The sequence below is a fragment of the Streptomyces cacaoi genome (assembly GCF_006539165.1).
Classification (GTDB): Bacteria; Actinomycetota; Actinomycetes; order Streptomycetales; family Streptomycetaceae; genus Streptomyces; species Streptomyces cacaoi.
On sequence record NZ_BJMM01000014.1, the window covers coordinates 40,525 to 66,344 of the forward strand.

General features: G+C 73.8%; 18 protein-coding genes and 1 pseudogene. 9 read left to right on the forward strand and 10 right to left on the reverse strand.

The annotated features are described in order from the left end of the window. Window positions 1–10: 10 nt before the first annotated feature. The 5 genes from SCA03_RS15750 to SCA03_RS15770 all read left to right on the forward strand — a co-directional run bounded on the left by SCA03_RS15750 (window position 11) and on the right by SCA03_RS15770 (window position 7,438). A complete protein-coding gene (locus SCA03_RS15750) occupies window positions 11–2,137 on the forward strand; it encodes a copper resistance protein CopC (RefSeq protein ID WP_371863948.1) in 2,127 nt (708 codons plus the stop codon). An 18-nt stretch (window positions 2,138–2,155) separates the two neighbouring features. Next, complete coding sequence (gene efeB, locus SCA03_RS15755; protein WP_230988733.1) at window positions 2,156–3,697, forward strand: iron uptake transporter deferrochelatase/peroxidase subunit; 1,542 nt, start codon at window positions 2,156–2,158, stop codon at window positions 3,695–3,697. Window positions 3,698–3,740: 43 nt separating this feature from the next. Further along, entirely contained in the window at window positions 3,741–4,670 is a 930-nt protein-coding gene (gene pheA, locus SCA03_RS15760; protein ID WP_030883245.1) for a prephenate dehydratase, read from the forward strand. A gap of 621 nt (window positions 4,671–5,291) precedes the next feature. Then, entirely contained in the window at window positions 5,292–6,593 is a 1,302-nt protein-coding gene (gene serS, locus SCA03_RS15765; protein ID WP_078873384.1) for a serine--tRNA ligase, read from the forward strand. Then, on the forward strand, window positions 6,590–7,438 hold the full coding sequence (locus SCA03_RS15770) for a Cof-type HAD-IIB family hydrolase (protein WP_086816335.1): 849 nt from the start codon (window positions 6,590–6,592) through the stop codon (window positions 7,436–7,438). Before serS ends, SCA03_RS15770 begins: the two co-directional genes overlap by 4 nt. A 53-nt stretch (window positions 7,439–7,491) precedes the next feature. Here the strand turns inward: SCA03_RS15770 and SCA03_RS15775 are convergent, their stop codons facing one another. After that, window positions 7,492–8,514: an Lrp/AsnC family transcriptional regulator gene (locus SCA03_RS15775; RefSeq protein WP_230988734.1), complete on the reverse strand. Its 1,023-nt coding sequence runs from the start codon at window positions 8,512–8,514 to the stop codon at window positions 7,492–7,494. Between the two features lie 85 nt (window positions 8,515–8,599). Between SCA03_RS15775 and SCA03_RS15780 the strand changes: the two genes are divergently transcribed. After that, window positions 8,600–10,219, forward strand: a complete 1,620-nt coding sequence (locus SCA03_RS15780; protein WP_086816333.1) for a DHA2 family efflux MFS transporter permease subunit — start codon at window positions 8,600–8,602, stop codon at window positions 10,217–10,219. Here SCA03_RS15780 and SCA03_RS15785 read toward each other — a convergent pair. Next, window positions 10,171–11,259, reverse strand: coding sequence for a helix-turn-helix transcriptional regulator (locus tag SCA03_RS15785; RefSeq protein WP_086816332.1), 1,089 nt, complete (start codon window positions 11,257–11,259; stop codon window positions 10,171–10,173). The genes SCA03_RS15780 and SCA03_RS15785 overlap by 49 nt on opposite strands. A gap of 144 nt (window positions 11,260–11,403) precedes the next feature. On the opposite strand from SCA03_RS15785, the gene SCA03_RS15790 reads away from it, so the two are divergent. Then, a complete protein-coding gene (locus SCA03_RS15790; RefSeq protein ID WP_030883255.1) occupies window positions 11,404–12,036 on the forward strand; it encodes a TIGR03086 family metal-binding protein in 633 nt (210 codons plus the stop codon). 431 nt (window positions 12,037–12,467) lie between these two features. On the opposite strand, the gene SCA03_RS15795 is transcribed toward SCA03_RS15790, so the two are convergent. Both SCA03_RS15795 and SCA03_RS15800 read right to left on the reverse strand, forming a co-directional pair. Continuing rightward, entirely contained in the window at window positions 12,468–14,330 is a 1,863-nt protein-coding gene (locus tag SCA03_RS15795) for an NHL domain-containing thioredoxin family protein (RefSeq protein WP_030883257.1), read from the reverse strand. A gap of 105 nt (window positions 14,331–14,435) precedes the next feature. Beyond that, entirely contained in the window at window positions 14,436–15,269 is an 834-nt protein-coding gene (locus tag SCA03_RS15800) for a carbon-nitrogen family hydrolase (RefSeq protein ID WP_037849439.1), read from the reverse strand. Window positions 15,270–15,470: 201 nt separating this feature from the next. On the opposite strand from SCA03_RS15800, the gene SCA03_RS15805 reads away from it, so the two are divergent. Beyond that, window positions 15,471–16,253 carry a maleylpyruvate isomerase family mycothiol-dependent enzyme gene (locus SCA03_RS15805; RefSeq protein ID WP_051846003.1) on the forward strand — a complete coding sequence of 261 codons (783 nt, stop codon included), beginning with the start codon at window positions 15,471–15,473 and terminating at the stop codon, window positions 16,251–16,253. Window positions 16,254–16,407: 154 nt separating this feature from the next. On the opposite strand, the gene SCA03_RS15815 is transcribed toward SCA03_RS15805, so the two are convergent. The 5 genes and pseudogenes from SCA03_RS15815 to pdhA all read right to left on the reverse strand — a co-directional run bounded on the left by SCA03_RS15815 (window position 16,408) and on the right by pdhA (window position 22,444). Beyond that, window positions 16,408–17,661 carry an MFS transporter gene (locus SCA03_RS15815; protein WP_037849437.1) on the reverse strand — a complete coding sequence of 418 codons (1,254 nt, stop codon included), beginning with the start codon at window positions 17,659–17,661 and terminating at the stop codon, window positions 16,408–16,410. Between the two features lie 221 nt (window positions 17,662–17,882). Further along, window positions 17,883–18,536: pseudogene (locus tag SCA03_RS15820) on the reverse strand (GntR family transcriptional regulator); the annotation flags it as partial. Window positions 18,537–18,708: 172 nt separating this feature from the next. Beyond that, a complete protein-coding gene (locus SCA03_RS15825; RefSeq protein WP_086816330.1) occupies window positions 18,709–20,259 on the reverse strand; it encodes a dihydrolipoamide acetyltransferase family protein in 1,551 nt (516 codons plus the stop codon). A gap of 14 nt (window positions 20,260–20,273) precedes the next feature. Beyond that, complete coding sequence (locus SCA03_RS15830; RefSeq protein WP_030883269.1) at window positions 20,274–21,239, reverse strand: alpha-ketoacid dehydrogenase subunit beta; 966 nt, start codon at window positions 21,237–21,239, stop codon at window positions 20,274–20,276. Window positions 21,240–21,316: 77 nt separating this feature from the next. Next, window positions 21,317–22,444, reverse strand: a complete 1,128-nt coding sequence (gene pdhA / locus SCA03_RS15835) for a pyruvate dehydrogenase (acetyl-transferring) E1 component subunit alpha (protein WP_051846051.1) — start codon at window positions 22,442–22,444, stop codon at window positions 21,317–21,319. Between the two features lie 1,009 nt (window positions 22,445–23,453). Here pdhA and SCA03_RS15840 point away from each other — a divergent pair. Then, window positions 23,454–24,119, forward strand: a complete 666-nt coding sequence (locus tag SCA03_RS15840; protein ID WP_141275457.1) for a response regulator — start codon at window positions 23,454–23,456, stop codon at window positions 24,117–24,119. A 206-nt stretch (window positions 24,120–24,325) separates the two neighbouring features. On the opposite strand, the gene SCA03_RS36225 is transcribed toward SCA03_RS15840, so the two are convergent. After that, complete coding sequence (locus SCA03_RS36225) at window positions 24,326–25,597, reverse strand: phosphotransferase (protein WP_086817986.1); 1,272 nt, start codon at window positions 25,595–25,597, stop codon at window positions 24,326–24,328. Window positions 25,598–25,820: the final 223 nt, after the last annotated feature.

The window sequence follows — 25,820 nt, forward strand, 5'->3', positions numbered from 1 at the left end:
GGTTGCAGGCGTGTTGTCGTTCCCGACCGTACGACGTCGTCGCGCCACCCCGGCCACGCTCCCGGCCCGCCGGCTCCGGCGGGCCGGGGCGCTGCTGACCGCGGTACAGGCCGTGGTCGTCGGCGCGCTGGCCCTGTTCGCCGTGGTGGGCGTCGCGTCCCCCGCCTCCGCACACGCCGCGCTCACCGCCAGCGACCCGGCGGAGGGCTCCGTGGTGCGGGGCGCGCCGCCCCGGCAGGTCACGCTCACCTTCTCCGAGGGCGTGGCCATGTCCGACGGTTCCGTCCGGGTCCTCGACCCGCAGGGCAAGCGTGTCGACGAGGGCAAGGTGCGCACCCCGGGCACGTCCGAGGGCGTCCAGCGCGCCGTCGGGCTCAAGTCCGGCCTGGCGCAGGGCACCTACACCGTGGCGTGGCAGGCCGTCTCCGCCGACAGCCACCCCGTCTCCGGTGCTTTCACCTTCTCCGTCGGCAAGAAGTCGAGCACGACGGCGAAGGTGCCGGAACAGAACGACCACGGCGGCCCCGGCGCCGTCGACTCGCTCTACGGCATCGCGCGCTACGCCGCCTACGCGGGCTTCGTCCTGCTCGTCGGCGGCGGCGCGTTCGTGCTGCTGTGCGCGCCGCGTGCCGCCTCGGCCCGCAGTGTGCAGCGGGTCACCGTCACCGGGTGGATCACGCTGACGGCGTCGACCCTTCTCCTGCTGTTGCTGCGCAATCCGTACACCACGACGGGCAAGCTCGCCGACGTGTTCGACCTGGGCGGGCTGCGGGACGTCGTCGCCACCAAACCCGGCGCCGCGCTCGTCTCCCGGCTGCTGCTCCTCGGCGCCGCTGCGCTGTTCGTCGCCGTGCTGTTCGGCAGCTACGCCCGGCGGACGGCGGCGGAGGACGGCCCCGGCAAGGAACCGGAATCCGGCCCGGCGGACCGGCGGGACCTCTCCTTCGGGCTGGCCGTCGGCGGCACGGTCGTCGCCGCGGGGCTCGCCGCGACCTGGGCCATGGCCGAGCACGCCTCCACCGGCATCCAGACCGGGCTGGCGATGCCGCTGGACGTGCTGCATCTGCTGGCGATGGCGCTGTGGCTCGGCGGGCTCGTCGCGCTGGGCGCCCTGCTGCTGCGGGGCCCGGCCCCCAGCCGGGCGGCCGCGCAGCGGTTCTCCCGGGTGGCGTTCACCAGCGTGACGGTGCTGGCGGCGACGGGGCTCTACCAGTCGTGGCGCCAGGTCGGCTCGTTCGACGCGCTGACCGGCACGGCGTACGGGCAGTTGCTCATCGCCAAGGTGTGCCTGGTGGCGGTGCTGGTCGGCCTCGGCTGGTTCTCGCGCCGCTGGACGGCCCGGCTGACGGACACCCCGGCCCCCGTGCCGGCCGGACGCCGCCCCGCCCACGACACCGCGACGGCGACCCGCCGCACACCGGCGGCCGACCGGCGCGGGGCGGACGGCGGTTCGGGGCCGGGTTCGGATGCCGCTTCCGCTTCCGGATCCGGTTCGGGTTCCGGTTCGGGTTCCGGTTCCGCGCCGGAGGCGGACTCCGACGCCGACACCGCGTCCGGGGACCCGGTGCGCGCGGCGCAGCTGGCCCGGCAGCGCGCCGTCCTCAACGCGGCCCGGCGGCGCCAGGAACGGGACTCCGACGCCGAACGCTCCGGGCTGCGCCGCTCGGTGCTGATCGAGACGGGCGTGGCCGTCGTCCTGCTGGTCGTCACCACGGTGCTGACCACGACGGAGCCGGCCCGGACCGAGGAGGCGGTGCGGGCGAAGGGCGGCGCGGCACAGCAGCGCAGCGGCCCCCTGGAGCTGAAGGTGCCGTACGACACCGGCGGGGACGGCGGCAAGGGCACCGCCCGGCTGCGCTTCTCCCCCGGGAACGCCGGGGACAACACGCTGGACCTGCGGACGACGGACCCCTCGGGCGAGCCGGTGCCCGCGCCCGAGGTGAAGGTGTCCCTCACCCTGCCGGCGAAGGACATCGGGCCGCTGCCCGTGACACCGAAGCCGGTGCCGGGCGAGAAGGGCCACTGGAAGGCGAAGGGGGTGCAGCTGCCGATGGCCGGAAAATGGCGGATCGCGGTCACGGTACGCACCTCGGACATCGACATGGTCACCGAGACCAGGACAGCGACCATCGGCTAGAGCCGGACCGGACAGGACATGAGTACGCAGCACGACGACGAACAGCGCGGCGGGCAGGCCCCCCGGGACGCCGGGGGCCGCCCGGACGGGCACACACCCCGCAAGACGAAGGGCGCTGCCCGCACGACGAAGGGCACGTCCCCGTCCGCGGGCGGCGCCTCCCCGCCCGCGGACGGCGGGCCGCGCCCGCGCAAGGGCCCGGCGAAGGGCGGTGCCGGCGGCCGGGTCCCCGGGCAGGGCGCCACCACCGGTGCCACCGGCACCCCTGGCACCCCCGACTCCACCGGCGAGACCGGCGCCGGGGCGGAGGGCGGCGGCCGGGCCCCGCTGACCCGCCGCCGGCTGCTGGGCACCGCCTCGGCCGCCGGGGCCGCCGGGCTGGTCGTGGGCGGGGCCGGCGGTGCCGCCGGATACGCCGCGACCCGCGAGGAGCCGCCGGCCGCGCTCTCCTCGCTCGGCTCCTCGTCGGTGCCCTTCCACGGCACGCACCAGGCGGGCATCACCACCCCGGCGCAGGCGCACGGCCATCTGCTGGCCTTCGACCTGGCGCCGGGCGCGGGCCGCAAGCAGGCGGCTGCGCTGCTGCGCCGCTGGTCGGAGGCGGCCCGCCGGATGATGGCCGGTGAGCCTCCGCACGACGGCGACAGCGACACCGGCATCGCGCTCGACGCGGGCCCCGCCTCGCTGACGGTGACCTTCGGCTTCGGCCGCTCCTTCTTCTCCCGTACGGGGCTGACGGACCGGCTGCCCGCCGAGCTGGAGCCGTTGCCGCACTTCTCGGCGGACGCGCTCGACGCCAAGCGGTCGGACGGCGATCTGTGGATCCAGATCGGCGCGGACGACGCGCTGGTCGCCTTCCACGCGCTGCGGGCGCTCCAGCGGGAGGCGGGCGGCTCCGGCGGGCCGGCACGGCTGCGCTGGCAGATGACCGGGTTCAACCGCTCACCGGGCGCGACCGCGCACCCGATGACGGTCCGCAATCTGATGGGCCAGGTCGACGGCACGAACAACCCGAAGCCCGACGAGAAGGACTTCGCGAAGAAGGTGTTCGTCCCCTCCTCCGGCTCGCCGTCCTGGATGGCGGGCGGCTCCTATGTGGTGCTGCGCAGGATCCGGATGCTGCTGGACGACTGGGACGGCAGGTCGCTCGCCGAGCAGGAGAAGGTGATCGGACGCCGCAAGGCGGACGGTGCCCCGCTCTCCGGCGGCGACGAGCACACCTCCCCCGATCTGGACAAGCGCGGCGAGGACGGGCTGCCGGTGATCGCCGCCGACGCACACGTACGGGTGACGGCCCCGGAGACCAACGGAGGCGCCGCCATGCTGCGCCGCCCGTTCTCCTACCACGACGGCTTCCGGGACGACGGTGCGCCCGACGCGGGACTGCTCTTCCTCGCCTGGCAGGCGGACCCGCTGCGCGGCTTCGTCCCCGTGCAGCGCAAGCTCGACCGGGGGGATGCGCTCTCGCGGTTCCTGCGGCACGAGGCGAGCGCTCTGTTCGCGGTGCCGGGCGGGCCGGGCAAGGGCGAGTACGTCGGGGAAAGGCTGCTCGAAAGCTGAGATCGGGCAGCCGGGGGAGGCCCGCCGGACTACCGTGTCGGACATGCCACCTGCGAGCCGTTACACGTACCTCGGTCCCGAGGGGACCTTCACCGAAGCCGCGCTGCACACCCTGCCGGAGGCCGCCACCCGCGAGCTGACGCCGACGGTCTCGGTGCCGGCCGCGCTGGACGCCGTCCGCAACGGGGAGGCGCAGGGGGCCTTCATCCCGATCGAGAACTCGGTGGAGGGCGGGGTCACCGCCACGGTGGACGAACTGGCCGGCGGCCGCCGCCTGATGATCTACCGCGAGGTGCTGCTGCCCATCTCCTTCGCGCTGCTGGTGCGCCCCGGCACGACGCTGGAGAACGTGAAGACGGTGACGGGCCATCCGGTGGCCCAGCCGCAGGTGCGCAAGTGGCTGGCGGCTCATCTGCCCGACGCGGTGTGGGAGTCGGCGGCGTCGAACGCGGACGGCGCCCGGCTGGTCCAGGAGGGCCGGTACGACGCCGCGTTCGCGGGGGAGTTCGCCGCGGCCAGGTACGGCCTCGAAGCGCTGGTGACGGACGTCCACGACGCGGAGAACGCGACGACGCGGTTCGTCCTCGTGGGTGCGCCGGGGCGGCCGGCGGCGCCGACGGGTGCCGACAAGACCTCGGTGGTGTTCTGGCTGCGCGGGGACCAGCCGGGTGCGCTGCTGGAGGCGTTGCACGAGTTCGCCTCGCGCGGGGTGAACATGATGCGGATCGAGTCCCGGCCGACGGGCGCGGGCATCGGGCAGTACTTCTTCTCCATCGACTGCGAGGGCCATGTGCAGGACCGCAGGGTCGGCGATGTGCTGATGGGGCTGCGCCGCTCCTGCCGGGAGGTGCGCTTCCTCGGCTCGTACCCGCGTGCGGACGCGCAGGAGCCGACGGTGCGTTCGGGCACGTCCGACGAGGACTTCGTCTCGGCCGCCGACTGGCTCTCCCGCTGTCTGGACGGGCGGGACTGAGCCCCGCCGGACGGCCGGGTCCGCGCCTGTGCACGGGCCTGTGAACAGCTGTGCAAAGTTATCCACAGCCCTGGGGGCCGACCTGTGCACAAGTCGACAGACAAACCGGACTCTGTCGACAAACCCGTATGCAGACCTCAACTCCATCCACAGTGCGCATCGGGTGCTTCGTCACGCCAATTCCCCTGTCCAACCCCTTGGAGTGAGCCAATCCCGCTCGATCGAGTGTGTATTCCGGGTTTGACAGGGGAATCCTGCGCCGGCACTTCGGGCGTCGAAGTTCTCGGCCCCTTTTTCCACAGCTCTTCCTCCACCCCTGTGGAAAACTTTTCCCGGCCCCGGCTGAGCTGTGGATAAGTAGCGGCTCCACCCCGCCCGGGCCGGGCCAACTCGCCCCGCGCGGGCGGGAGTCGGCGGCGCGCCGCGCACACCGCGCGGCCCCGGACATTCCACGCAGAACCGCTTTTCTCTTTTTTCGCGGGCGCCGGCCTCCCGGTACCCGCGAACACCCTCGCGGCCGCGCTAATAATCCACCGCAATACCTACCAATTCGGGCATTGAATAACAAAAGCCATCGGAATCGCATCGAGGTGCTCCGCTCCCCACCGGTACCCTGGCGGGGTGATTGACCTTCGCCTGCTCCGTGAGGACCCCGACCGTGTGCGCGCCTCCCAGCGTGCCCGTGGAGAGGACGTCGGCCTCGTCGACGCCGTGCTCTCCGCCGACGAGCGGCGCAGGTCCTCCAGTTCCCGCCACGACGAGCTGCGCGCCGAGCAGAAGCAGCTGGGCAAGCGCATCCCCAAGGCCGAGGGCGAGGAGAAGGCGGAGCTGCTGCGCCGCACCGGCGAGCTGGCCGCCGCCGTCAAGGCCGCCGACGCCGAGCACGACGAGGCCGCCGAGGAGACCCGCACGCTGCTGCGGCAGCTCGGGAACCTCGTCCACCCCGACGTCCCGGTGGGCGGCGAGGAGGACTTCGTCGTCCTGGAGACGCTCGGCACCCCGCGCGACTTCGGCGCCGAGGGCTTCGAGCCCAGGGACCATCTGGAGCTGGGCCAGCTGCTCGGCGCGATCGACGTCGAGCGCGGCGCCAAGGTGTCCGGCTCGCGCTTCTACTACCTCACCGGGATCGGCGCCCTGCTGGAACTGGCCCTGGTGAACGCCGCGATGGCGCAGGCCACCGAGGCCGGGTTCACGCCGATGCTGACGCCCGCGCTGGTCAAGCAGCAGGCCATGGAGGGCACCGGCTTCCTCGGCCAGGCCGCGCAGGACGTCTACCACCTGGACAAGGACGACATGTACCTGGTCGGCACCTCCGAGGTGGCGCTCGCCGGGTACCACATGGACGAGATCCTCGAAGCGGACCGGCTGCCGCTGCGCTACGCCGCCTTCTCCCCCTGTTTCCGGCGCGAGGCGGGCTCCTACGGCAAGGACACCCGCGGCATCTTCCGCGTCCACCAGTTCGACAAGGTGGAGATGTTCTCCTACGTCGCGCCGGAGGACTCCGAGGCCGAGCACCGCAGGCTGCTGGAGTGGGAGAAGCAGTGGCTGACCTCGCTGGAGCTGCCGTTCCAGGTCATCGACGTGGCCACCGCCGATCTGGGCTCCTCGGCGGCCCGCAAGTACGACTGCGAGGCGTGGATCCCCACCCAGGGCAAGTACCGCGAGCTGACCTCCACTTCGGACTGCACGGAGTTCCAGGCCCGGCGGCTCTCGGTCCGGATGCGCGAGCCCGCCACCGACGGCCGCAAGAGCGGCCAGCAGGTGCGCCCGCTGGCCACCCTGAACGGCACGCTGTGCGCCGTGCCGCGCACCATCGTCGCGCTGCTGGAGAACCACCAGCGCGAGGACGGCTCGGTGTGGGTCCCGCCCGTGCTCCGGCCCTATCTGGGCGGCCGTGAGCTGCTGGAGCCGGTGGCCCCGTGACCGCCGCCGACGCCCCGCAGCTGACGTACCAGCTCATCGCGACCGATCTGGACGGCACGCTCCTGCGCTCCGACGACACCGTCTCGGAGCGCACCCGCGCCGCGCTCGCGGCGGCGAGCGCGGCCGGCGCCGCCCACATCATCGTCACCGGCCGCGCCGTGCCCTGGACGAAGCGGATCTTCGCCGACCTCGGCTACCGGGGCCTGGCGGTCTGCGGCCAGGGCTCACAGGTCTACGACGCGGGTACGGGCCGGCTGCTGACGTCGATGACGCTCGACCGGAGCGTGGCCCGGCTCGCACTGGAGAAGCTGGAGGCCGAGCTGGGCCCGCTGGCGCTGGCGGCCTCGCGGGACGGCGTCGACGGCCAGGTGCTGGCCGGCCCCGGCTACCGGGTGCACGACGGACCGCTGCCGTACACGCCCTTCCAGGACCGTGCGGTGCTGTGGGCCGAGCCGCTCAACAAGGTGTACATACAGCATCCGCAGCTGGACGACGACGCGTTGGCCAAGGCCGCGCGGGAGACGGTCGGTGATCTGGTCGCGGTGACGATGGCCGGCGAGGGCGTCGTCGAGCTGCTGCCGCTGGGTCTGAGCAAGGCCAAGGGGCTCGCGCTGGCGGCCCGCAGACTGCGGATCTCCTCGGCGCGCACGCTGGCGTTCGGCGACATGCCCAACGACGTCCCGATGTTCGCCTGGGCCGGGCGGGGCGTGGCCATGGAGAACGCACACGAGGAACTGCTGTCCGTCGCCGACGAGGTGACCGCCTCGCACAACGAGGACGGGATCGCGCTCGTCCTCGAACGGATGCTTGAGGCCGGGGAGTTGACGGCCGCGCCGGAGCGCTGAGGCACACACCGGCGCCCACGGGGAATCCCGGGCGCCCCGGCCCGGGCCCCGGCTCACACCTGCCGCAGAAAGGGCCCCGGTCCCTTGAGCGACCGCACCAGGGGCGAGGTCTGCACCTCGTGCGCCGGCAACTGGGCCAGCGGGCCGGTGAGATAGCGGTACAGCTCGGCGGTGTCCTTGCACAGCACCGTCAGGAAGAGGTTCGCCGGGCCGGTCATCGCGCAGGCGAAGGCCACCTGGGGGTGGCCGGCGGCGGCGCGGCCGGCCGCGGGCAGTTCGGCCGGCGGCACGGACAGCCACACGGCGGCCCGCAGCCCCACGCCCAGGACGTAGGGCGCGTAGTCCACGTCGTAGTACAGGGCGCCGCAGGCGCGGAGTTCGGCCATGCGCCGGCGCACCGTGGTGGCCGACCAGCCGGTGGCGGCGACCAGTTCGGGGACCGGGGTGCGGCCGTCCCGGGCGAGCAACTCCAGCATGCGGCGGTCCTCCGCACCCAGTTCGACGGGATCGTCCGGCCGGTCAGCCGCGGGCGGGGCGAGCCGGGCCACCTGTTCGGCGGAGAGCAGCCCGGACTTGAGGATGAGCCCCTCGGCGCCGCCGAAGAACTGGTGCAGCTGGCAGTGCGCGTCCACCGACAACACCCGTGGCGTGCGGGGGAGTTCCCGCATCAGCATCGCCTCGCCGGAGCCCGAGACCCAGTCGGTGCCGGACCGGGCGACCGCGCTCACCTCCGTGCCGCCCGCCGTGAGCGCGACCCAGGAGGTGTCGGTGCGCCGGGCGAGCGCCTCGGCGAGCGGCAGCGCACCGTCCGGCGTCGTCCGCACCCGTACGAGCCACACCGTCTCGCCGAGCACCTCGGGTTCGGTCAGCCCCAGCACCCGCATGACGCCCGTCGAGCGGAGCTTCGCCCAGCGGCGCGCGATCGTCTGGTCGGAGACGCCGAGGACCTCGGCGATGTGCGCGAAGGACGCCCGACCGTCGAGCTGGAGCGCGTGGCCGATCTGCCGGTCGAGATCGTCCAGCGGGGGCGGCGCCGGGCGGCGGGCCCGCCCACGTGCGGTGGTGTCGGTTCTCACCGCCACGACGCTAACCGGTGTCGGATTCCGCCGCATCCCCGGTGCCCGCTGGGGTGGCTGACCGCCGCGAACCGAACCTGGCGGCATGCGTACGAGAAACAAGTGGTGGCCCCTCGTGGGCCTGTCGCTCGGCGGCTTCATGCTGCTCATCGATGTGACGATCGTGAACACCGCGCTGCCGCGCATGGCGACGTCCCTGGACGCCTCGTTCACCTCGCTCCAGTGGGTGGTGGACGTCTACGCGGTGGCGCTGGCGGCGCTGCTGCTGGTCGCCGGGTCCGTCGCCGATCTGTACGGGCGGCGGCGCGTCTTCACCGGCGGACTGGTGCTGTTCGCGGTGGCCTCGCTCGCCTGCGGGCTGGCCCCGGACGTGGGCACGCTGATCGCGGCGCGCACCGTGCAGGGCATCGGCGCCGCCGGGGTCTTCGCCGCCAACGCGCCGCTGATCACCGCCGTCTACAGCGGCCGGGACCGGGGCATCGCCTTCGGCGTCTGGGGGGCGGTCAACGGTGCCGCCGCCGGGTGCGGGCTCGCGCTCGGCGGGCTGCTCACCGAGTATCTGAACTGGCGGTGGATCTTCTTCGTCAATCTGCCGCTCACGGCGATCGCGCTGTGGATCACCTTCCGTTCCATCTCCGAGTCCCGCGCGCCGGGCTCCGCGCGGGCGCGCGTCGACTGGCTGGGCGCCGTGCTGTTCACCCTGGCCGCCGGGGCACTGACCTATGGCCTGGTGCGCGGCGGCGACGCGGGCTGGGGGGACACCCGCGCGGTGGCGTCCCTGGTGACGGCCGGGGTCGCGGCGCTCGTCTTCGTGCTGGTCGAACGGCGGCACCGGGCCCCGCTGCTGGATCTGTCGCTGCTGCGCAACCGCTCCTTCGCGGTGCTGATGATCACGGCGCTGCTCGCCCAGGCCGCCGCGTTCACGCACTTCGTCTACAGCGCCCTGTGGGCCCAGTCGGTGCTGGGCATGAGCCCGCTGAGCGCCGGGCTCGCCATGCTGCCCATGGCCGGGGTGTCCTTCCTGGTCGCGGCCGTCTGGGGCAGCAGGCTCCAGCGGATGCGTCCGCAGTACCCGCTCGGCATCGGCGTCCTGGTGATCGGCGTGGGCGTGCTGCTCCAGACCATGGTGGCGCCCGGCTCCTCCTGGACGGCGCTGCTGCCCGGCTGTGTGGTGATCGGTGTGGGCGTCGGGATGGCGCTCACCGTGCTGATAGCCGCGGCCCTCGCCGCGGTCCCGCCGCACCGGGCGGGCGTGGCCAGCGGGGCCGTCAACACCTTCCGGCAGCTCGGCTACGCGCTCGGGGTCGCCGTGCTGGGCACGCTGTTCGCCTCCCGGGTGCACGAGGTGCTCACCGGCCACGGGGTGGCTCCGGGCGCTGCCGAGGCGGCCGGCAGCGGGCGCGCGGCGCAGGCGGGCGTGCCGATGCACCTGGTGCGCGAGGCGTTCGCCGCCGGGCTCGACCGGATCTTCGTCGTCTGCGGGGCCGCCGCGCTGCTCACCGGCGTCGCCGTGCTGCTGTTCGTCCGTGCGCGGGACACCGCAGGGCACGGGGACGGACACGGACACGGGAACGCAGCCGGGCACGGAAACGGAGCCGGAAACGGGCACGGGCCGGAGGCGGTGTCCGGGGCCGGGGCGGCGTCCGGGGTTCCGGCTCAGTCCGCGCCGGTCGTCTCCGGGGCGTCGGGTGCGCGCGGGGCCTGAGCGGGGGCCCGTTCCCGGGGTGCGCCGTACCGGGCGGCCACCTCGGCGGCGCGCGTGGCCAGCACCGTGCGCGCCTCCTCCGGTTCGACGACCTCCACGGCCGTACCGAACTGGAGCAGCTGGCTGACGGCCCGGAGCACGGGGAAGACGAGGCGTACCGTCACCGGCGGGCCGTCGTCCGGGCCGTCCGGCCGCTCCCCGTCGGGGCCGTCCGGCCGCTCCTCCCCGGGGCCGTCGGCGAAGGGCTGTTCGACCAGGGACGCCGCCATGAGGCGCAGGAACATACCGAGCACCGGGCGCTCCACCCGTACGGTGACCTCGACCGTGCGCGGCCGGTCCTCCACCCGGCGGCGCAACTCCTCCCACACGTCCGCCAGTTCGAGACCGGGCCGTCGGCGCACCGGGGCCTCGACGAGCGTCGCGGAGACGATGCGGTCCACCCGGTGGAGCGCCGGCTCGCGCTGCCGGTCGGCGACGAGGTACCAGACCCCGGCCTTGCTGACGAGCCCGTACGGATCGACGGTGTACGTGCGCTGCCGCCGCTCCCCGCCGTGCCGGTAGCGGATCCGCAGCCTGCGGTCGGTGAAGACCGCGGTGTGCAGCACGTCCAGCGGCCCCTGCCCGTCGGCGGCGCGGGGCCCGGCCAGCCAGCGGTCCGGGTCGATCAGGATGCGCCGGCTGGTCAGCTCGGCGGCCGGGCGGTGCGGGGCCGGGAGCGCCGCCATCACCTTGCGCAGGGCCGTACCGAGCGCTCCGCCCAGGCCGAGCGCCTCGTGTGCGCCCTGCGCCGCGAGGACGAACAGCGCACGTGCCTCGTCGGCGGTCAGCCCCGTGACATCCGTGCGGTACCCGGGCAGCAGGCTGATGCCGCCGGCCCGGCCGCGCTCGGCGTACACGGGCACGCCGGCGGTGGAGAGCGCCTCGATGTCGCGGTAGATCGTGCGCCGGGACACCTCCAGCCGGGCCGCCAGCTCGTCGGCCGGAACCCGGTGGCGGGTCTGGAGGATCAGCAGGATCGACAGCAGCCGGTCGGACTTCACCCGGTGCGGCTCCCTCGGGCTCGGCAGCAAATATGACGGCGGTTGTCACATTAGCCGGGGAGACTCCAGGTCGTCGCCGGGTCCGCACGGAGGAGACCGGCCGCCCGAGGACCGCCGAAGAGCGGTCGAAGGAGTGGAGCACCCATGAACGCCGCACCGCAGACGCCCGATCCCCGCCCCGCGCTGGCGCGCGCCACCGAGCAGCTGGCCGAGCTGCTCGACGGCCTGCGCCCCGGGCAGCTCGACGCCCCCACCCCCTGCGCGGAGTTCGACGTCCGCGCGCTGCTGGGCCATGTGACCGGTGTGGCCGACCGGTTCGCGAACCTCGGCGAGGGCGGCTCGGTCGTCGGCCCCGGGGTGCCGGAGTGGGCGGCCGGACTGCCCGCGGGCGACTGGCCGGACACCTACCGCCGGGCCCGGGAGCGGCTGCTCGCCGCCTGGCGGGACGACGCACGGCTGGAGGCGGTCGTGACGGCGCCCTGGGGCACGGTGCCCGGCCGGATCGCGCTGTCCGGCTGTGTCATGGAGACCGTCGTCCACGGCTGGGACCTGGCCCGCGCCCTCGGCCGGGACCCCGGCCTCGACCCGGAGCCGGCCGCCCTCGCCCTGGCCACGGCCGAGCGGGCCGTTCCGGCCGGGTCCCGCGCGCACATCCCGTTCGACGAGGCCCGCCCGGTGCCGGCGGACGCCGGGGTCCACGAGCGGCTGGCGGCCTGGCTCGGCCGCGATCCGCACTGGAGTCCGGGCACCGCCGGACGCGGGACGGGCACCGCGTGAGCGCGAGACCCCGCACTCCTGCCGCGGCACGCATCTGCTGCTGGACGACGAGGGGTCCGGGCCGGACGTCCTGACGACCGTGCCGCGGGCGGCCGGGCCCGCCGCCGCCCTGTGCGTCCTCGGAGTGCGCCACCTCGGCGGCGCCTTCGCCCGGGCGTCCGGACGCCCGACGCGGTCGGCCGCCGGGACGCCGGGTACCTGCTGTCGGTGGCCTCCCCGCCGGACGGGCCCGGCGCCGACGGGATCCGCGCGCCGCACGACGCCTCCTCGCCCCGGCGTCCGGGCACGCCCTCGGCCGCAGCCCCGACTTCCTCCACGGGCCGCAGGACCCGGACACCCCGCGCGGCGCCCACCCCCCGGACACCCGGGCCCGGCGGCGTGCCCTCGCCGGCCGCTGCGACCCGGACGGGCTGCTGCGCTCCGGCCGCCGGTCAGCCCTGCGCCGACTCCTCGTCCAGCCCGGCGAGGACCAGCGGCAGCCGGGCGGGGGCCCCGGCGGCGAGCCGGACCGGTACGCCCCAGTCCTGCTGGTGCACATGGCAGGCCGGGTACTCGCCCTCCTCGTCGCAGGAGGCGGCCATGGCGGAGACGTGCAGCACGCCCTCGGTGCCCGCCTCCCCCGCCAGCCGCACCTCGCGCCGCAGGTCCGTCCCGGCTCCGGCGCCGTCCGCCAGCAGCCCGGGCGGTGTCGCGCTGACCACCAGCCGGGTCGAGGGGCCGTAGCGGGTGTCGAGCTTCTGGCCGGGCGGCGCCTGGAAGACGACGTCGAGCGTCAGCGCGCCCGGCGCCACCTCGGTCGCCTCGCGGCGGGTGCGGTGCGCAGCGGCCTCCACCTGTGCGGCCCGCTCCGGGAGCCGCAGCCGGGTCAGCCGGTGCCGGGCCGACTCGACCACCACGACCTCGCCGCCGCCCTCCGGCGCCGGGACGGCACCGGAGGGTTCGCGCAGATCCGTCGCCGCCGTGCCGATCTCGTCGGTCGCCGGGTCGTAGCGGCGCAGCGCGTGGTTGTAGGTGTCGCAGACCACGACCGAGCCGTCCGGCAGGGCCGCCACGCCCAGCGGGTGCTGGAGCAGCGCCTGTTCCGCCGCCCCGTCCCGGTGGCCGAAGTCGAACAGCCCGGTGCCCACGACCGTGCGGACGGCATGGCCGCCTTCCGGGGCGCGCTCGATGCAGCGCAGCGCGCTCGTCTCGGAGTCCGCGACCCACAGCCGTTCGCCGTCGGGCGCTGCCGCAAGGCCCGAGGGCTGCGCGAACCACGCCTCGGCCGCCGGCCCGTCCACCAGGCCCTCGTTCGTCGTCCCGGCGGCCACCCGCACGGTGCCCTCGCGCGGGTCGTACGTCCACAGCTGGTGGACGCCGGCCATCGCGATCCACACCCGCCCGTCGAACCACGCGAGGTCCCACGGGGAGGAGAGCGCGATCTCGCGTGCGGGCCCGTCCGTCGGGCCGCCCTGCATCCACTGCGCGCCGGTGCCCGCCACCGTCGTCACCTCGCCGGTGGCCAGGTCCAGGCGGCGCAGCGCGTGGTTGACGGTGTCGGCGACGAGCACCACGCTGCCGGCGCCGCCTTCGTCGTCCGGCAGCAGCAGGAGGCCCTGCGGCTCGCTGAACCGCGCCTGCTCCGGCGCGCCGTCGACCAGCCCGCGCTCCCCGGAGCCGATACGGCGCACGGCGGTCTCGCCGTCGGCGGCGAGCTGCACGAGCTGGTGCCGGGTGGTGTCGGAGACGAGATAGCCGCCCTCGGGCAGCGCGAGCACCTTGCCGGGGAAGCGCAGATCGGTCGCCGTCGGCTCCGGCGGCTCCCACGGGCTCTCGCCACGGCGCAGCGTGCCCTTCGCCTCGTGCTCGGCCTCCAGCTCGGTGATCAGCTTCTCCATCGCGTGCACATGGCCCTCACCGGCGTGCTGGGCGACGACGTACCCCTCCGGGTCGATCACCACGAGCGTCGGCCAGGCCCGCACCGCGTACTGCTTCCACGTCTCCAGCCGGGGGTCGTCCAGCACCGGGTGCGCGACGCCGTACCGCTCGACGGCGTCGACCACGGCCCCGTGCTCGGCCTCGTGCACGAACTTCGGCGAGTGCACCCCGATCACGACGGTCGTGTCGTGGTGCCGCTCCTCCAGCTCCCGCAACTCGTCGATCACATGGAGGCAGTTGATGCAGCAGAAGGTCCAGAAGTCCAGGACGACGACCTTGCCGCGCAGCTCCCCGAGGGAGAGCCGCTCACCGCCGGTGTTCAGCCAGCCACCCTCACCGACCAGCTCGGGGGCACGGACGCGCGCACGCTTGTTCATACCTCCAGGCTCTCATCCGGGCCGGCGGCCCGGACGGGGCCAGGGCACCGCACGGGCCGCCGCCGCGGGCTCCACCGCGCCGGGCGCCCGCTACGGCACACGGTCCTATCGCACGCCGTCCTTCAACACACCGTCCTTCAGCACGCCGTCCTTCAGCACGCGGTCCTTCAGCACGGGGAAGGACTCGCGGACCTTCTCGACCTGGGCGAGGTCCAGCTCGGCCGTGACGACCGTCTCCTCGTTGCCGTCCGTCTGTGCGAGGACCTCGCCCCACGGGTCGATCACGGCGGTGCGGCCCGCCTGCGCGACGCCCGCGTGCGCCCCCGCCGTGCCGCAGGCCAGCACGAACGTCTGGTTCTCCACGGCGCGGGCGCGGGCCAGCAGATCCCAGTGCGCGGCCCGCTTCTCCGGCCACCCGGCGGGCACGACGAACGCGCGCGCCCCGCTGTCGGTCAGCGCCCGGAACAGCTCGGGGAAGCGCAGGTCGTAGCAGGTGGCGAGGCCGAGGGTGGCCTGGGGGTGGGCGACGGTGACGGGCTCGGTGCCGGCCGAGAGCAGCGTGGCCTCGCCGCGGTCGAAGCCGAAGCGGTGGATCTTGCGGTAGGCGGCGACCGGTTCACCGGCGGGGGAGAAGACCAGCGAGGTGTTGTAGAGGGCGCCGCCCCGGTGGCCCTTCTCGACGATCGAGCCCGCGTGCAGCCACACCCCGGCGTCCCGGGCGGCCGCGGACATCGCCAGCGCCGTCGCGCCGTGCTCCGGATCGGTGGATTCCGCCTCGGCCGCGAACCGGTCGAAGGCGAAGGCGCCGACGGTCCACAGTTCGGGCAACACCACGAGATCGGCGCCCGCTTGGGAACGGACGAGCGAAGCGACGCGCTCCCGGCGGGAATTGACCGACTCGTCCGGGTCGACCTCGATCTGGAGGAGAGAAGCGCGCACGGTACCACCGTCCTTGGTCTGCCGGGGGCGGTCGGGGCCTAGCATCGTCCCGGAAGCACTGCCCCCGAAAGGACTGCCGGGGCGCCCGTGCGCAGCGTAACTTGAGAGCACCCAGCCCGCGAACGATCCGCAATTCCGAGGGGTCCCGTGACGACCGACCACCCTAGTCTTCAGCCGTACGTTGACGCCTGGACCCAGTCCATGGAAGCCATATCCGAGCTGGTCACTCCGCTTTCGGAAGGAGAGTGGAACCGGGCGACCGAGTGCCCGGGCTGGTCGGTTCGGGACGTGGTCTCCCACCTCATCGGTATGGAGTGCGAACTGCTCGGCGATCCACGCCCGATCCACTCCCTGCCGCGCGACATCTACCACGTGCGCGACGAGATCAGCCGCCACATGGAGATCCAGGTCGATGTGCGCCGCCACCACACCGGCCCGGAGATGACCAGCGAACTGGAGTACACCCTCATCCGCCGCTCCCGGCAGCTGCGGAACGAGAAGAAGGGCCCGCAGGACGAGGTCCCCAGCCTGCTGCCGTTCGGCCCGAAGAAGATCACGCTGGAGCGGCAGTTGATGCTGCGGGCCTTCGATGTGTGGGTGCACGAGCAGGACCTGCGCCGCGCGCTCGACAAGCCGGGCAATCTGGACTCCCCCGGTGCCCATGTCGCCCGGGACGTGCTGCTGGACGGGCTGCCGAAGGTCGTCGCGAAGGACGCGGGCGCGCCGCCTGAGAGCGCGGTGGCCTTCGATGTGAGCGGCCCTGTGGAGTTCATGCGCACCGTCCGCGTCGACAAGCAGGGCAAGGGCGCGGTGGACGAGAGCCCCTCGCTGGGCCCGGCGGTGACGCTCTCCCTGGACTGGGAGACCTATCTGCGGCTGGCCTGCGGCCGGGTCCGGCACGACGCGGTCGCCGACCGGGTCAAGACGGACGGCGACACCGAATTGGCCGACGCCATCCTCCGCCACTTCGCCGTGACGCCCTGACCGGCGGGCCGCCCGGTCGGCCGCCGGCGTTCCCGGGCGCCCCGGCGGGCCCTGCGGGACCCGCCGGGCCCGCCGGGTCCCATCGGCCCCTCCCCGGCGTACCGTTCGGCCCTCCGCCGGGGTTCCGTCGGGGTTCCCTCGCCGTCCCGCCGGGTCACACCGGCACGTGCACCGCCTCGACGCGGCTGGCGACGGTCCTCTCCTGCTCGCGGCGCACGGCACGGGCCCGCAGCCGGGCGAACTGGACGAGGCCGACGGCCTGGAGGACGAAGACGCTGGCGAAGGCGATGCGGTAGTTGTCGCCGGTCGCGTCCAGCAGCACACCGATGGCGAAGAGCGTCGTCATGGAGGCGGTGAAGCCGCCCATGTTCACGATGCCGGAGGCCGTGCCCTGCCGCTCGGGCGTATTGGCGGGCCGGGAGAAGTCGAAGCCGATCATCGAGCCGGGCCCGCAGGCGCCGAGCACCACGCACAGCACGATCAGCAGCGCCATCGGGGCGCGCCCCGGCCAGGCGAGGGTCGTGGCCCACACGGCGGCGGTCGCCACGACCGTACCGACGACGAGCGGAGTGCGCGCCGCGTGGTGCCGCGCGATGACCTGCCCGTAGACCAGCCCGCACACCATGTTGGACACGACGACGAGGGTGAGCAGTTCACCCGCCGTGCCGCGGTCGAGCCCCTGCGCCTCGACGAGGAACGGCAGCCCCCACAGCAACAGGAAGACCATGCCGGGGAACTGGCACACGAAGTGCGTCCACATGCCGGCGCGGGTGCCGGGCTCCCGCCACGCCTCGGTGATCTGCCGCCGGATGAAGCCCGCACCGCCCTGCGCACCGTGCTGGTGCGCGGGCGGCTCGTGCCCCTCCGGGTGGTCCTTCAGGAAGAAGACGACGAACAGCAGGATGACGAGCCCGCCGGCCGCGCTGCCCGCGAACGTCGGTGTCCAGCCGAACGTGTCGAGGATGCGGGCGAGCACCAGGGTGGTCACGAGGTTGCCCGCCATGCCGATGAGCGCGGCGATCTGCGCGACGACGGGACCGCGCCGCGCCGGGAACCAGCGGGTGCCCAGGCGCAGTACGGCGATGAAGGTCATGGCGTCGCCGCAGCCGAGCAGGGCACGCGAGGCGAGGGCCATGGCGTAGCTGCCGGAGAACGCGAAGCCGAACTGCCCCGCGGTGAACAGCAGGACGCCGAGCAGCAGGATGCGCTTGGTGCCCCAGCGGTCCACGAGCAGCCCGACGGGGATCTGCATGCCCGCGTAGACGAGCAGTTGGAGGATGGAGAAGCTGGAGAGCGCGGAGGCGTTGATGCCGAAGCGTTCGGTGGCGTCGATTCCCGCGACGCCGAGGCTGGTGCGGTAGGTGACGGCGACGAAGTAGACGGCGACACCGATGCCCCAGACCCACATGGCCCGGGCGCCACCGGGCGGGTCTCCGGGCAGTCGTATACCGGGGGCCGAAGCGGAGGAGCTCACCGGGCCTCACCGCTCGGGTTCCCACCGGTGGACACCTCGGCACGGGCATCGGCACGCACACCGGCAGCGCCGGCAGCGCTCTCGGGGCTGCCGGGGCTGCCGCCGTCGTCGGCCGGTGGTTCACCGGGCCAGGGGCCGGGCTGCCGACCGCGGGCGTCCTCGCCGCGCACCAGATGGCGGACGCGGGCGACGTGCCGGTGGACGGCGCGGGCCGCGGCCTCCGCGTCGCCCGCGCGCAGGGCGGTCAGGATGCCGGCGTGCTCGTCGAGGTTCTTGGCGATGCGGTCGGGGTGCGCGTGCATCACGGCGACGCCCATCCTCAGCTGGCGATCGCGCAGTTGGTCGTAGAGCCGGGTGAGGATCTGGTTGCCGGTGGCCTCGACGATGGCCGCGTGGAAGCTGCGGTCGGCGACCGAGACCGCGGCCAGATCGCCCGTCGCCGCGTGCGCGTGCTGCTCCTCCAGCAGCTGCTCCAGCCGCGCGACGAGGGAGCCGGAGACGGGCACCGCCCGGCGCACGGCGTGCTGTTCGACGAGCAGCCGGGTCTCGACGACGTCCTCGATCTCCTGCGCGGAGACCGGGAGGACGAGCGCGCCCTTCTTCGGGTAGAGCCGGATCAGCCCCTCGACCTCCAGCCGCAGCAGGCCCTCGCGTACCGGTGTGCGCGAGACCCCGACGGCCTCGGCGAGCGCGCCCTCGGTGAGCAACATGCCGCCCTCGTAACGGCGTTCGAGCACGGCCTGCTTGACGTGGGTGTAGACGCGTTCGGCGGCCGGGGGCTGTTGTCGGGCGGGGGCGGCTGGAGACATGTGCACATCATAGATACAACACACATGCACACGAAGGCGCCGTCCACGATACGGACGGCGCCTTCCGAAAACGCGCGCCGAGGCCCGGCATCAGCCCCGGAACATCAGCACCGGGACCTCAGCACCGGACATCAGCCCCGGAACGCCAGCACCGGGACGTCAGCCGAGGCCGTCAGCCCCAGGTCATCAGCCGCTTGGGCCGTTCCAGGACGGCGGCCACGTCGGCGAGCACCTTCGAGCCCAACTCGCCGTCGACCAGCCGGTGGTCGAAGGAGAGCGCCAGCGTGGTCACATGTCGCGGCTTGATCTTGCCCTTGTGCACCCACGGCTGCTCACGGATCTGCCCGAAGGCGAGGATCGCGGACTCGCCGGGGTTGAGGATCGGCGTCCCGGTGTCGACACCGAACACCCCGACATTCGTGATGGTGACCGTGCCACCGCTCATCGCCGCCGGGCTGGTCCGCCCCTCCCGCGCCGTCGCGACCAACTCGCCCAGCGCGGAGGCCAGTTCGGTCAGCGTCAGATCCTGGGCGTCCTTGATGTTCGGCACGACCAGGCCGCGCGGGGTGGCCGCCGCGATGCCGAGGTTCACATAGTGCTTGCGGACGATCTCCTGCCGCTCCTCGTCCCAGGCCGCGTTGACCTCCGGGTTCCGCCGGATGGCCAGCAGGAACGCCTTGGCCACGAGCAGCAGCGGATTGATCCGCACGCCCTCCATGTCCGGGTCCTGCTTGAGGTCGCGGACGAGCTTCATCGTGCGCGTCACATCGACGGTGACGAACTCGGTGACGTGCGGCGCGGTGAACGCGCTGTCCACCATGGCCTGCGCCGTCGCCTTGCGGACGCCCTTGACCGGGATCCGCGTCTCGCGCTCGCGCGCCGGCGCCGGCTCGGGCGCCTGCGGTGCGGGCGCGGGAGCGGGGGCGGGCGCGGGCTCGGCGGCCGACTGCTGCCGCGCCGCGGCCGCGTGCACGTCCTCGCGGGTCACGATCCCGTCGGGCCCGCTGGGCGCGACGGCGGTCAGGTCCACCCCGAGGTCCTTGGCCAGCTTGCGCACCGGCGGCTTGGCCAGCGGACGCTCCCCGGCACCCGTCGCACCGCCCGCCGGGGCCGGGCCACCGGCGTGCCCGTTGGCAGCGACGGCGGCGGGCCCGGCAGCAGGGCCGGCGGGTGCGGCAGAGGGAGCGGACACGGCCGGCTCCCGCTCCCGCGCCGCGGCGGGAGCCCCGGCGCTCCCCGTGTCCGCTGCGCCCCCTGCGCTCTCCGGGGCCTGCTGCTCCTCCGGACGCTTGCGCGGCCGGCGCCGGGTGGAACCGGCGGAGACGCCGTAGCCGACCAGCACCGGCTGTCGGCCCTGCGGCTCCCCGCCCTCGGCCCCTTCCGCGGCCTCCCCGGCCGGTTCGGCGGTCGCCGGCTGCTCGGCGGGCGCCTCGGGCGCGGGCGGAGCACCGGCCGAGGGCGCGGTGTCGACGGTGATGATCGGGGTGCCGACATCCACCGTCGTGCCCTCCGCGAAGCGCAGTTCGTGGACCGCGCCGTCGAAGGGAATGGGCAGCTCGACGGCGGCCTTCGCCGTCTCCACCTCGCACACGACCTGCCCGTCGCTGACGGTGTCACCGGGCTGTACGTACCACTTGAGGATCTCGGCCTCGGTGAGCCCCTCGCCCACGTCGGGCATCTTGAACTCGCGGATGCGCTCGGCGCTCCGGACGCTCTCGGTCATCGTCACGGCTCTCCTCAGTACGCCAGCGCGCGGTCGACGGCATCGAGCACACGGTCCAGGTCGGGGAGGTAGTCCTCCTCCAGGCGGGCCGGGGGGTACGGCGAGTGGAAGCCGCCGACCCGCAGGACGGGGGCCTCCAGGTGGTAGAAGCACCGCTCCGTGATGCGGGCGGCGATCTCCGAGCCGGTGCCCAGGAAGACGGGCGCCTCGTGCACGACGACGAGCCGGCCGGTCTTCTCCACCGAGCGCTGCACCGTGTCGAAGTCGATCGGCGAGATCGACCGCAGGTCGACGACCTCCAGGTCGTGGCCCTCCTCCTCGGCCGCGGCGGCGGCCTCCAGGCAGACCTTCACCATCGGCCCGTAGGCGAGCAGCGTCGCCGAGGTGCCCTCGCGGGCCACCCGGGCGCTGTGCAGCGGGGCGGGAATGGCCGACGGGTCGACCTCCCCCTTGTCCCAGTAGCGGCGCTTGGGCTCGAAGAAGATGACCGGGTCGTTGCTCTCGATCGCCTGCTGCATCATCCAGTAGGCGTCGGCGGCGTTCGACGGCGAGACGCACTTGAGCCCGGCCACGTGCGCGAACAGCGCCTCCGGGGACTCGCTGTGGTGCTCGACGGCGCCGATGCCGCCCGCGTACGGGATCCGGATGACGATCGGCAGCTTGATCTTGCCCAGCGCCCGCGCGTGCATCTTGGCGAGCTGGGTGACGATCTGGTCGTAGGCGGGGAAGACGAACCCGTCGAACTGGATCTCGACGACCGGGCGGTAGCCGCGCAGCGCGAGGCCGATCGCCGTGCCCACGATCCCGGACTCGGCCAGCGGCGTGTCGATCACCCGCTGCTCGCCGAAGTCCTTCTGGAGCCCGTCGGTGATCCGGAAGACGCCGCCGAGCTTGCCGACGTCCTCGCCCATGACGAGCACCTTCGGATCGTTCTCCATCGCCGTGCGCAGCGAGGAGTTGATCGCCTTCGCCACGGGCATCTTCTGCGGCGTCTGCGGCGTCTGCCCGAGACCGTTCGCCGCCGGGGACGGAGCGGGGGATGCGGCAGCGGTAGCCATCAGCGGGCCTCCTTGGCGTCGGCGAAGGACGCGAGATACGCGGAGAACTGCGCGCGCTCCTCGTCGACGAGCGCGTGCCCGTCGGCGTAGACGTTCTCGAAGATCGCCATGGTGTCGGGGTCGGGCATGGTGCGGATGGCCTCGCGTACGTGCTTGCCCATCTGTTCGCTCTCCGCGTCGATGTCGGCGAAGAACGCGTCGTCCGCCGCGCCCTCCCGCTCCAGACAGCTGCGCAGCCGCGTGATCGGGTCCTTGGCCTCCCAGGAGGCGCGCTCGTCGTCGGAGCGGTAGCGCGTCGGATCGTCCGAGGTGGTGTGCGCGCCCATGCGGTAGGTGTACGCCTCGATGAGCATCGGGCCCTGCCCCGTACGGGCCCGCTCGGCGGCGGCCCGCGTCACCGCGAGACAGGCCAGCACGTCGTTGCCGTCCACCCGTACGCCCGGGAAGCCGTAGCCCTGCGCACGCTGGTAGATCGGCACCCGGGACTGGCGCTCGGCCGGCTCGGAGATCGCCCACTGGTTGTTCTGGCAGAAGAAGATCACCGGCGCGTTGTAGACGGCGGCGAACGTGAACGCCTCGGCCACATCGCCCTGGCTGGACGCGCCGTCGCCGAAGTAGGCGACGACCGCGGAGTCCGCGCCGTCCATGGAGACGCCCATCGCGTACCCCGTCGCGTGCAGCGCCTGGGAGCCGATGACGATCGTGTAGAGGTGGAAGTTGTTGGCGTTCGGATCCCAGCCGCCGTTGTTCACCCCGCGGAACATGCCCAGCAGCATCGTCGGATCGATGTCCCGGCACCAGGCCACACCGTGCTCGCGGTAGGTGGGGAAGACGTAGTCGTCGGCGCGCAGCGCCCGGCCCGAGCCGATCTGCGCCGCTTCCTGCCCCAGCAGCGAGGCCCACAGGCCCAGCTCGCCCTGGCGCTGGAGGGCCGTCGCCTCGGCGTCGAACCGGCGGGTGAGCACCATGTCGCGGTACAGACCGCGCAGCTCCTCCGGCGTCGGATCGATCGCATAATCCGGATGAGTGACCCGCTCGCCCTCGGGCGTGAGCAGCTGCACCAGCTCGGGGCCCTCGTCGGCCTCCGTGCCGGCCCCCGCCGGCTTCCGCCCGGCAGCCGCCTTCACAGCGGCACCCTTGCCCTTCCCGGCCGCACCCGCGCCGTTACGACTGCTCGCGGCCTTCTTGGCACTCGCGGAACCCGTGGCCTTCTTGCCGCTGTCACCGCTCTTGGTGCTCTTGGTGCCCTTGGCGCCCTTGGAGTTCTCGGCGGCCTTCGCCGTGCCCTTGCCGGCGGCCTTCGTCCCCGCGGTCTCGGCGGCGGACTTGGTGCCTGCCGCCTTGCCGGACGTCGCCTTGGCGGTGGCCTTGCCGCCGCTCGTGCCCGACGCCTTCGCCGAGGTCTTGGCGGATGTCTTGCCGGACGTCTTAGCGGTGGTCTTGGCGGATGCCCGCCCGGACGCCGTACCGGAGGATTCCTTGCCCGCGGCGGCGGCCCCGGAGCCTGCCGTCCTGCCGCCCTTCGCCGGTGCTGTCTGCTTCGCCGCCGCCCGCGTACCGCCGGCCGCGGAGCCCGCGACCCTCGGACCCTTGCGGGGCGTCTGCTGCGCCTCCGCCTGTGCCGGCTCCGTCGCCGGGGCCGTCGGTGCCGTCCGTGTGGTCGTCGACGGGGTTGCGCCCTGTCCTCCGGTGCCGCTGCGGCGCGACGTGCTCTGCGCGGCAGTCCTCTCCACGGTCACGTGTGCTCCTCCGTATGTCCGGCCCCCGGGATTGCCGGTGACCTGGGGCTCCCCCGCCCAGCGGCGGGGGGAGGCTCGCCCGGTCCGTGCGGCGCACGGGGTGGGAGCGTCGCGGCCGTACCGGGTGGTGACTCAAGCTGTCCCGGTCGCGGCCCGTGCGTCCCGACCTCCGTCGGGGGCGCCCCCGGCCATGGCCAGTAACTCCATAGACGCACGAGGCGCCCCTGACCTGCAACTTTGCTCGGATATCCAAGTAAGAACCCGGAGGGCCGAACAGAGCGTCGAGATCAGGGACATCACTGGTCACGGCCTCGCGAGCCGCGGACACCCGCACGTTAACCCGGGGTACCGGAACCCGGGAAGAGTGAAGAGCGGATCATTATGTGAGACTGAGAGAGTGCCCGAAAACGGACGTATCCGAGTATTTCTGGTGGACGACCACGAGGTGGTCCGCAGGGGCGTGCACGACATGCTGACCGCCGAACCCGACATCGAGGTGGTCGGCGAGGCCAGCACAGCGGCCGAGGCGGTCTGCCGCATCACGGCCACCCGGCCCGATGTCGCCGTCCTCGACGTCCGGCTCCCCGACGGCAGCGGCGTCGAGGTCTGCCGCGAGATCCGCTCCCACGACGAGCACATCCACTGCCTGATGCTCACCTCGTACTCCGACGACGAGGCGCTCTTCGAATCGATCATGGCCGGGGCCTCCGGCTACGCCCTCAAGGAGATCCGCGGCCCCGAACTCCTCGCCGCCGTACGGGAGGTCGCCGCCGGGAAATCGCTGCTCGACCCCGTCGCCACCCGCCGGGTACTCGAACGGCTGCGCGGCGACGGCAGCCGGCCGCAGCAGGACGACCGGCTCGCCGCCCTCACCGAGCAGGAGCGCAGGATCCTCGATCTGATCGGCGAGGGCCTCACCAACCGGGCCATCGGCGAGCAGCTCCATCTCGCCGAGAAGACGATCAAGAACTATGTCTCCGGGCTGCTGGCCAAGCTCGGTATGGAGCGCCGCTCCCAGGCCGCCGCCTATGTCGCCCGCCTCCAGGCCGGCCACGACAAATGACCCGCCGGCGGCCCGGCCCGCCCCCGGCCACACCCTCTCGCGGCCCCCTCTTCGCGGCCCCCCTCTTCGCGGCCCTGCCCGGCCACGGCCACGCCGCCCCGGGGCCCCTGCACGTGGCCCTGCCGGGTACTCGGCCGGGCCGCCTCCCGCCTGGTCGCCGCATGCCGTCGCGTGCTCGCCGCCCGGCTGCTCCGTCGGGCCGCCGGTCAGTCGCAGAACGCCGACCGCACGGCCTCGTAGCACGCGCTCCACCACACCACCAGGGCCGCTGCCGCCGGGAACTGCGGATCCGCGCGGACGTCCCGGAGCTGATAGCGCCACCGCAGCATCCAGAAGTCGTTCAGCCTCTCCCACCACACCCGGTGGACCGCCGCCGCCAACTCCTGCCGGGAAGCCCCCGCCCAGCGCCGGTACGCCCGCGCGTACGCCCGGACCTTCCGCAGATCGAGCGTGCCGTCCGGCCGGACGAAGAAGATCGCCGCGCCGCGTACCGCCTCTTCGGCGCGCGGACGCACCCCGAGCCGGTCCCAGTCGAGGATCGCCACCGGCTCCGCCTCGTCCCGGCCCGCACCCCGGCGCACACCGACCCCGGCGCCGACCCCGACTCCGGCTTCGGCTCCGGCTCCGGCTCCGGCTCCGGCTCCGGCTCCGGCTCCGGCGGGCAATGTCCCCGCGTACATCCCCGCGTACGCCCCCGCGCCCGTCGCACGCCCGCAGGCCGCCGGGGACGCCCCCTCCTTGCCCCGGGCGGACGGCGCACCCCCGGCGGCCTGCGCCCCCGTCCGTGCCGCGCCGTAGAGCAGGTTGAGCGGGTGGAAGTCGCCGTGCACCCACCCGTGGAATCGGGCGGGCACGACGGGCGGGCGGGCCCCCGCGTAGCGGCGCAGCAGCTCGCGCCGCTCGGTCAGCCGGTGCTCGGCCAGCTCGTCGAAGCTGTCCCGACGGAGCCGTGCACGGATGTGCACCAGCAGCTCGCCGATCACCTCGTAGGTGGCCGCCGGATCGGCGCTCTCCTCGGACGGCGTGCCCGCCTGTGGCAGCACCTCCGCGAGCCGCGTATGGACCCGCCCCAGCAGCGCACCCAGCTCCCCGCACTGCGCGGCCGACAGCTCACTGCCGTACCGGTGCCGGCCCTCCACCCAGGGGTGCAGCGCATAGCAACGGCCGGACACCACCGCGACCGTCCGCCCTTCCGGATCGGCCACGGCGGGCACCACCGGCAGCCCCAGCGCGCCGAGCCGCGCGGCGGCCCGGTGCTGCCGCTCGATACGGGCCGGACCCGCCGGGGCGGCGGGATCACCGTCGAGGTGGTGCTTGAGGAAGAAGCGCCCCCGTGTGGTGGTCAGCCGGTAGCCGCGGTTGAGCAGCCCCTGGGAGACCGGGTCGCAGGAGAGCGGCGCTCCCACGTCGTACTGCCGCAGCACGGAGTGGAGCGTGCCCTCGGTGAGGGCGAGGGAAGACGGCTGCACGAGGCGCATCGTAGGGGACACGGAGCGTGAACCGCACGGCGTCAACTCCCGGACGACAACCGCCCGTCGACCACGGACGACAGCCACTCACCGACGAGTCCCCGACACCCCTCCGACCGGCACGACCGGCACGAACGGCAGACGGCAGACGGCAGACGGCAGACGGCAGACGGCAGACGGCAGACGGCAGACGGCAGACGGCGAACGCTTCGGCCCCGGACAGGTGTCTGCC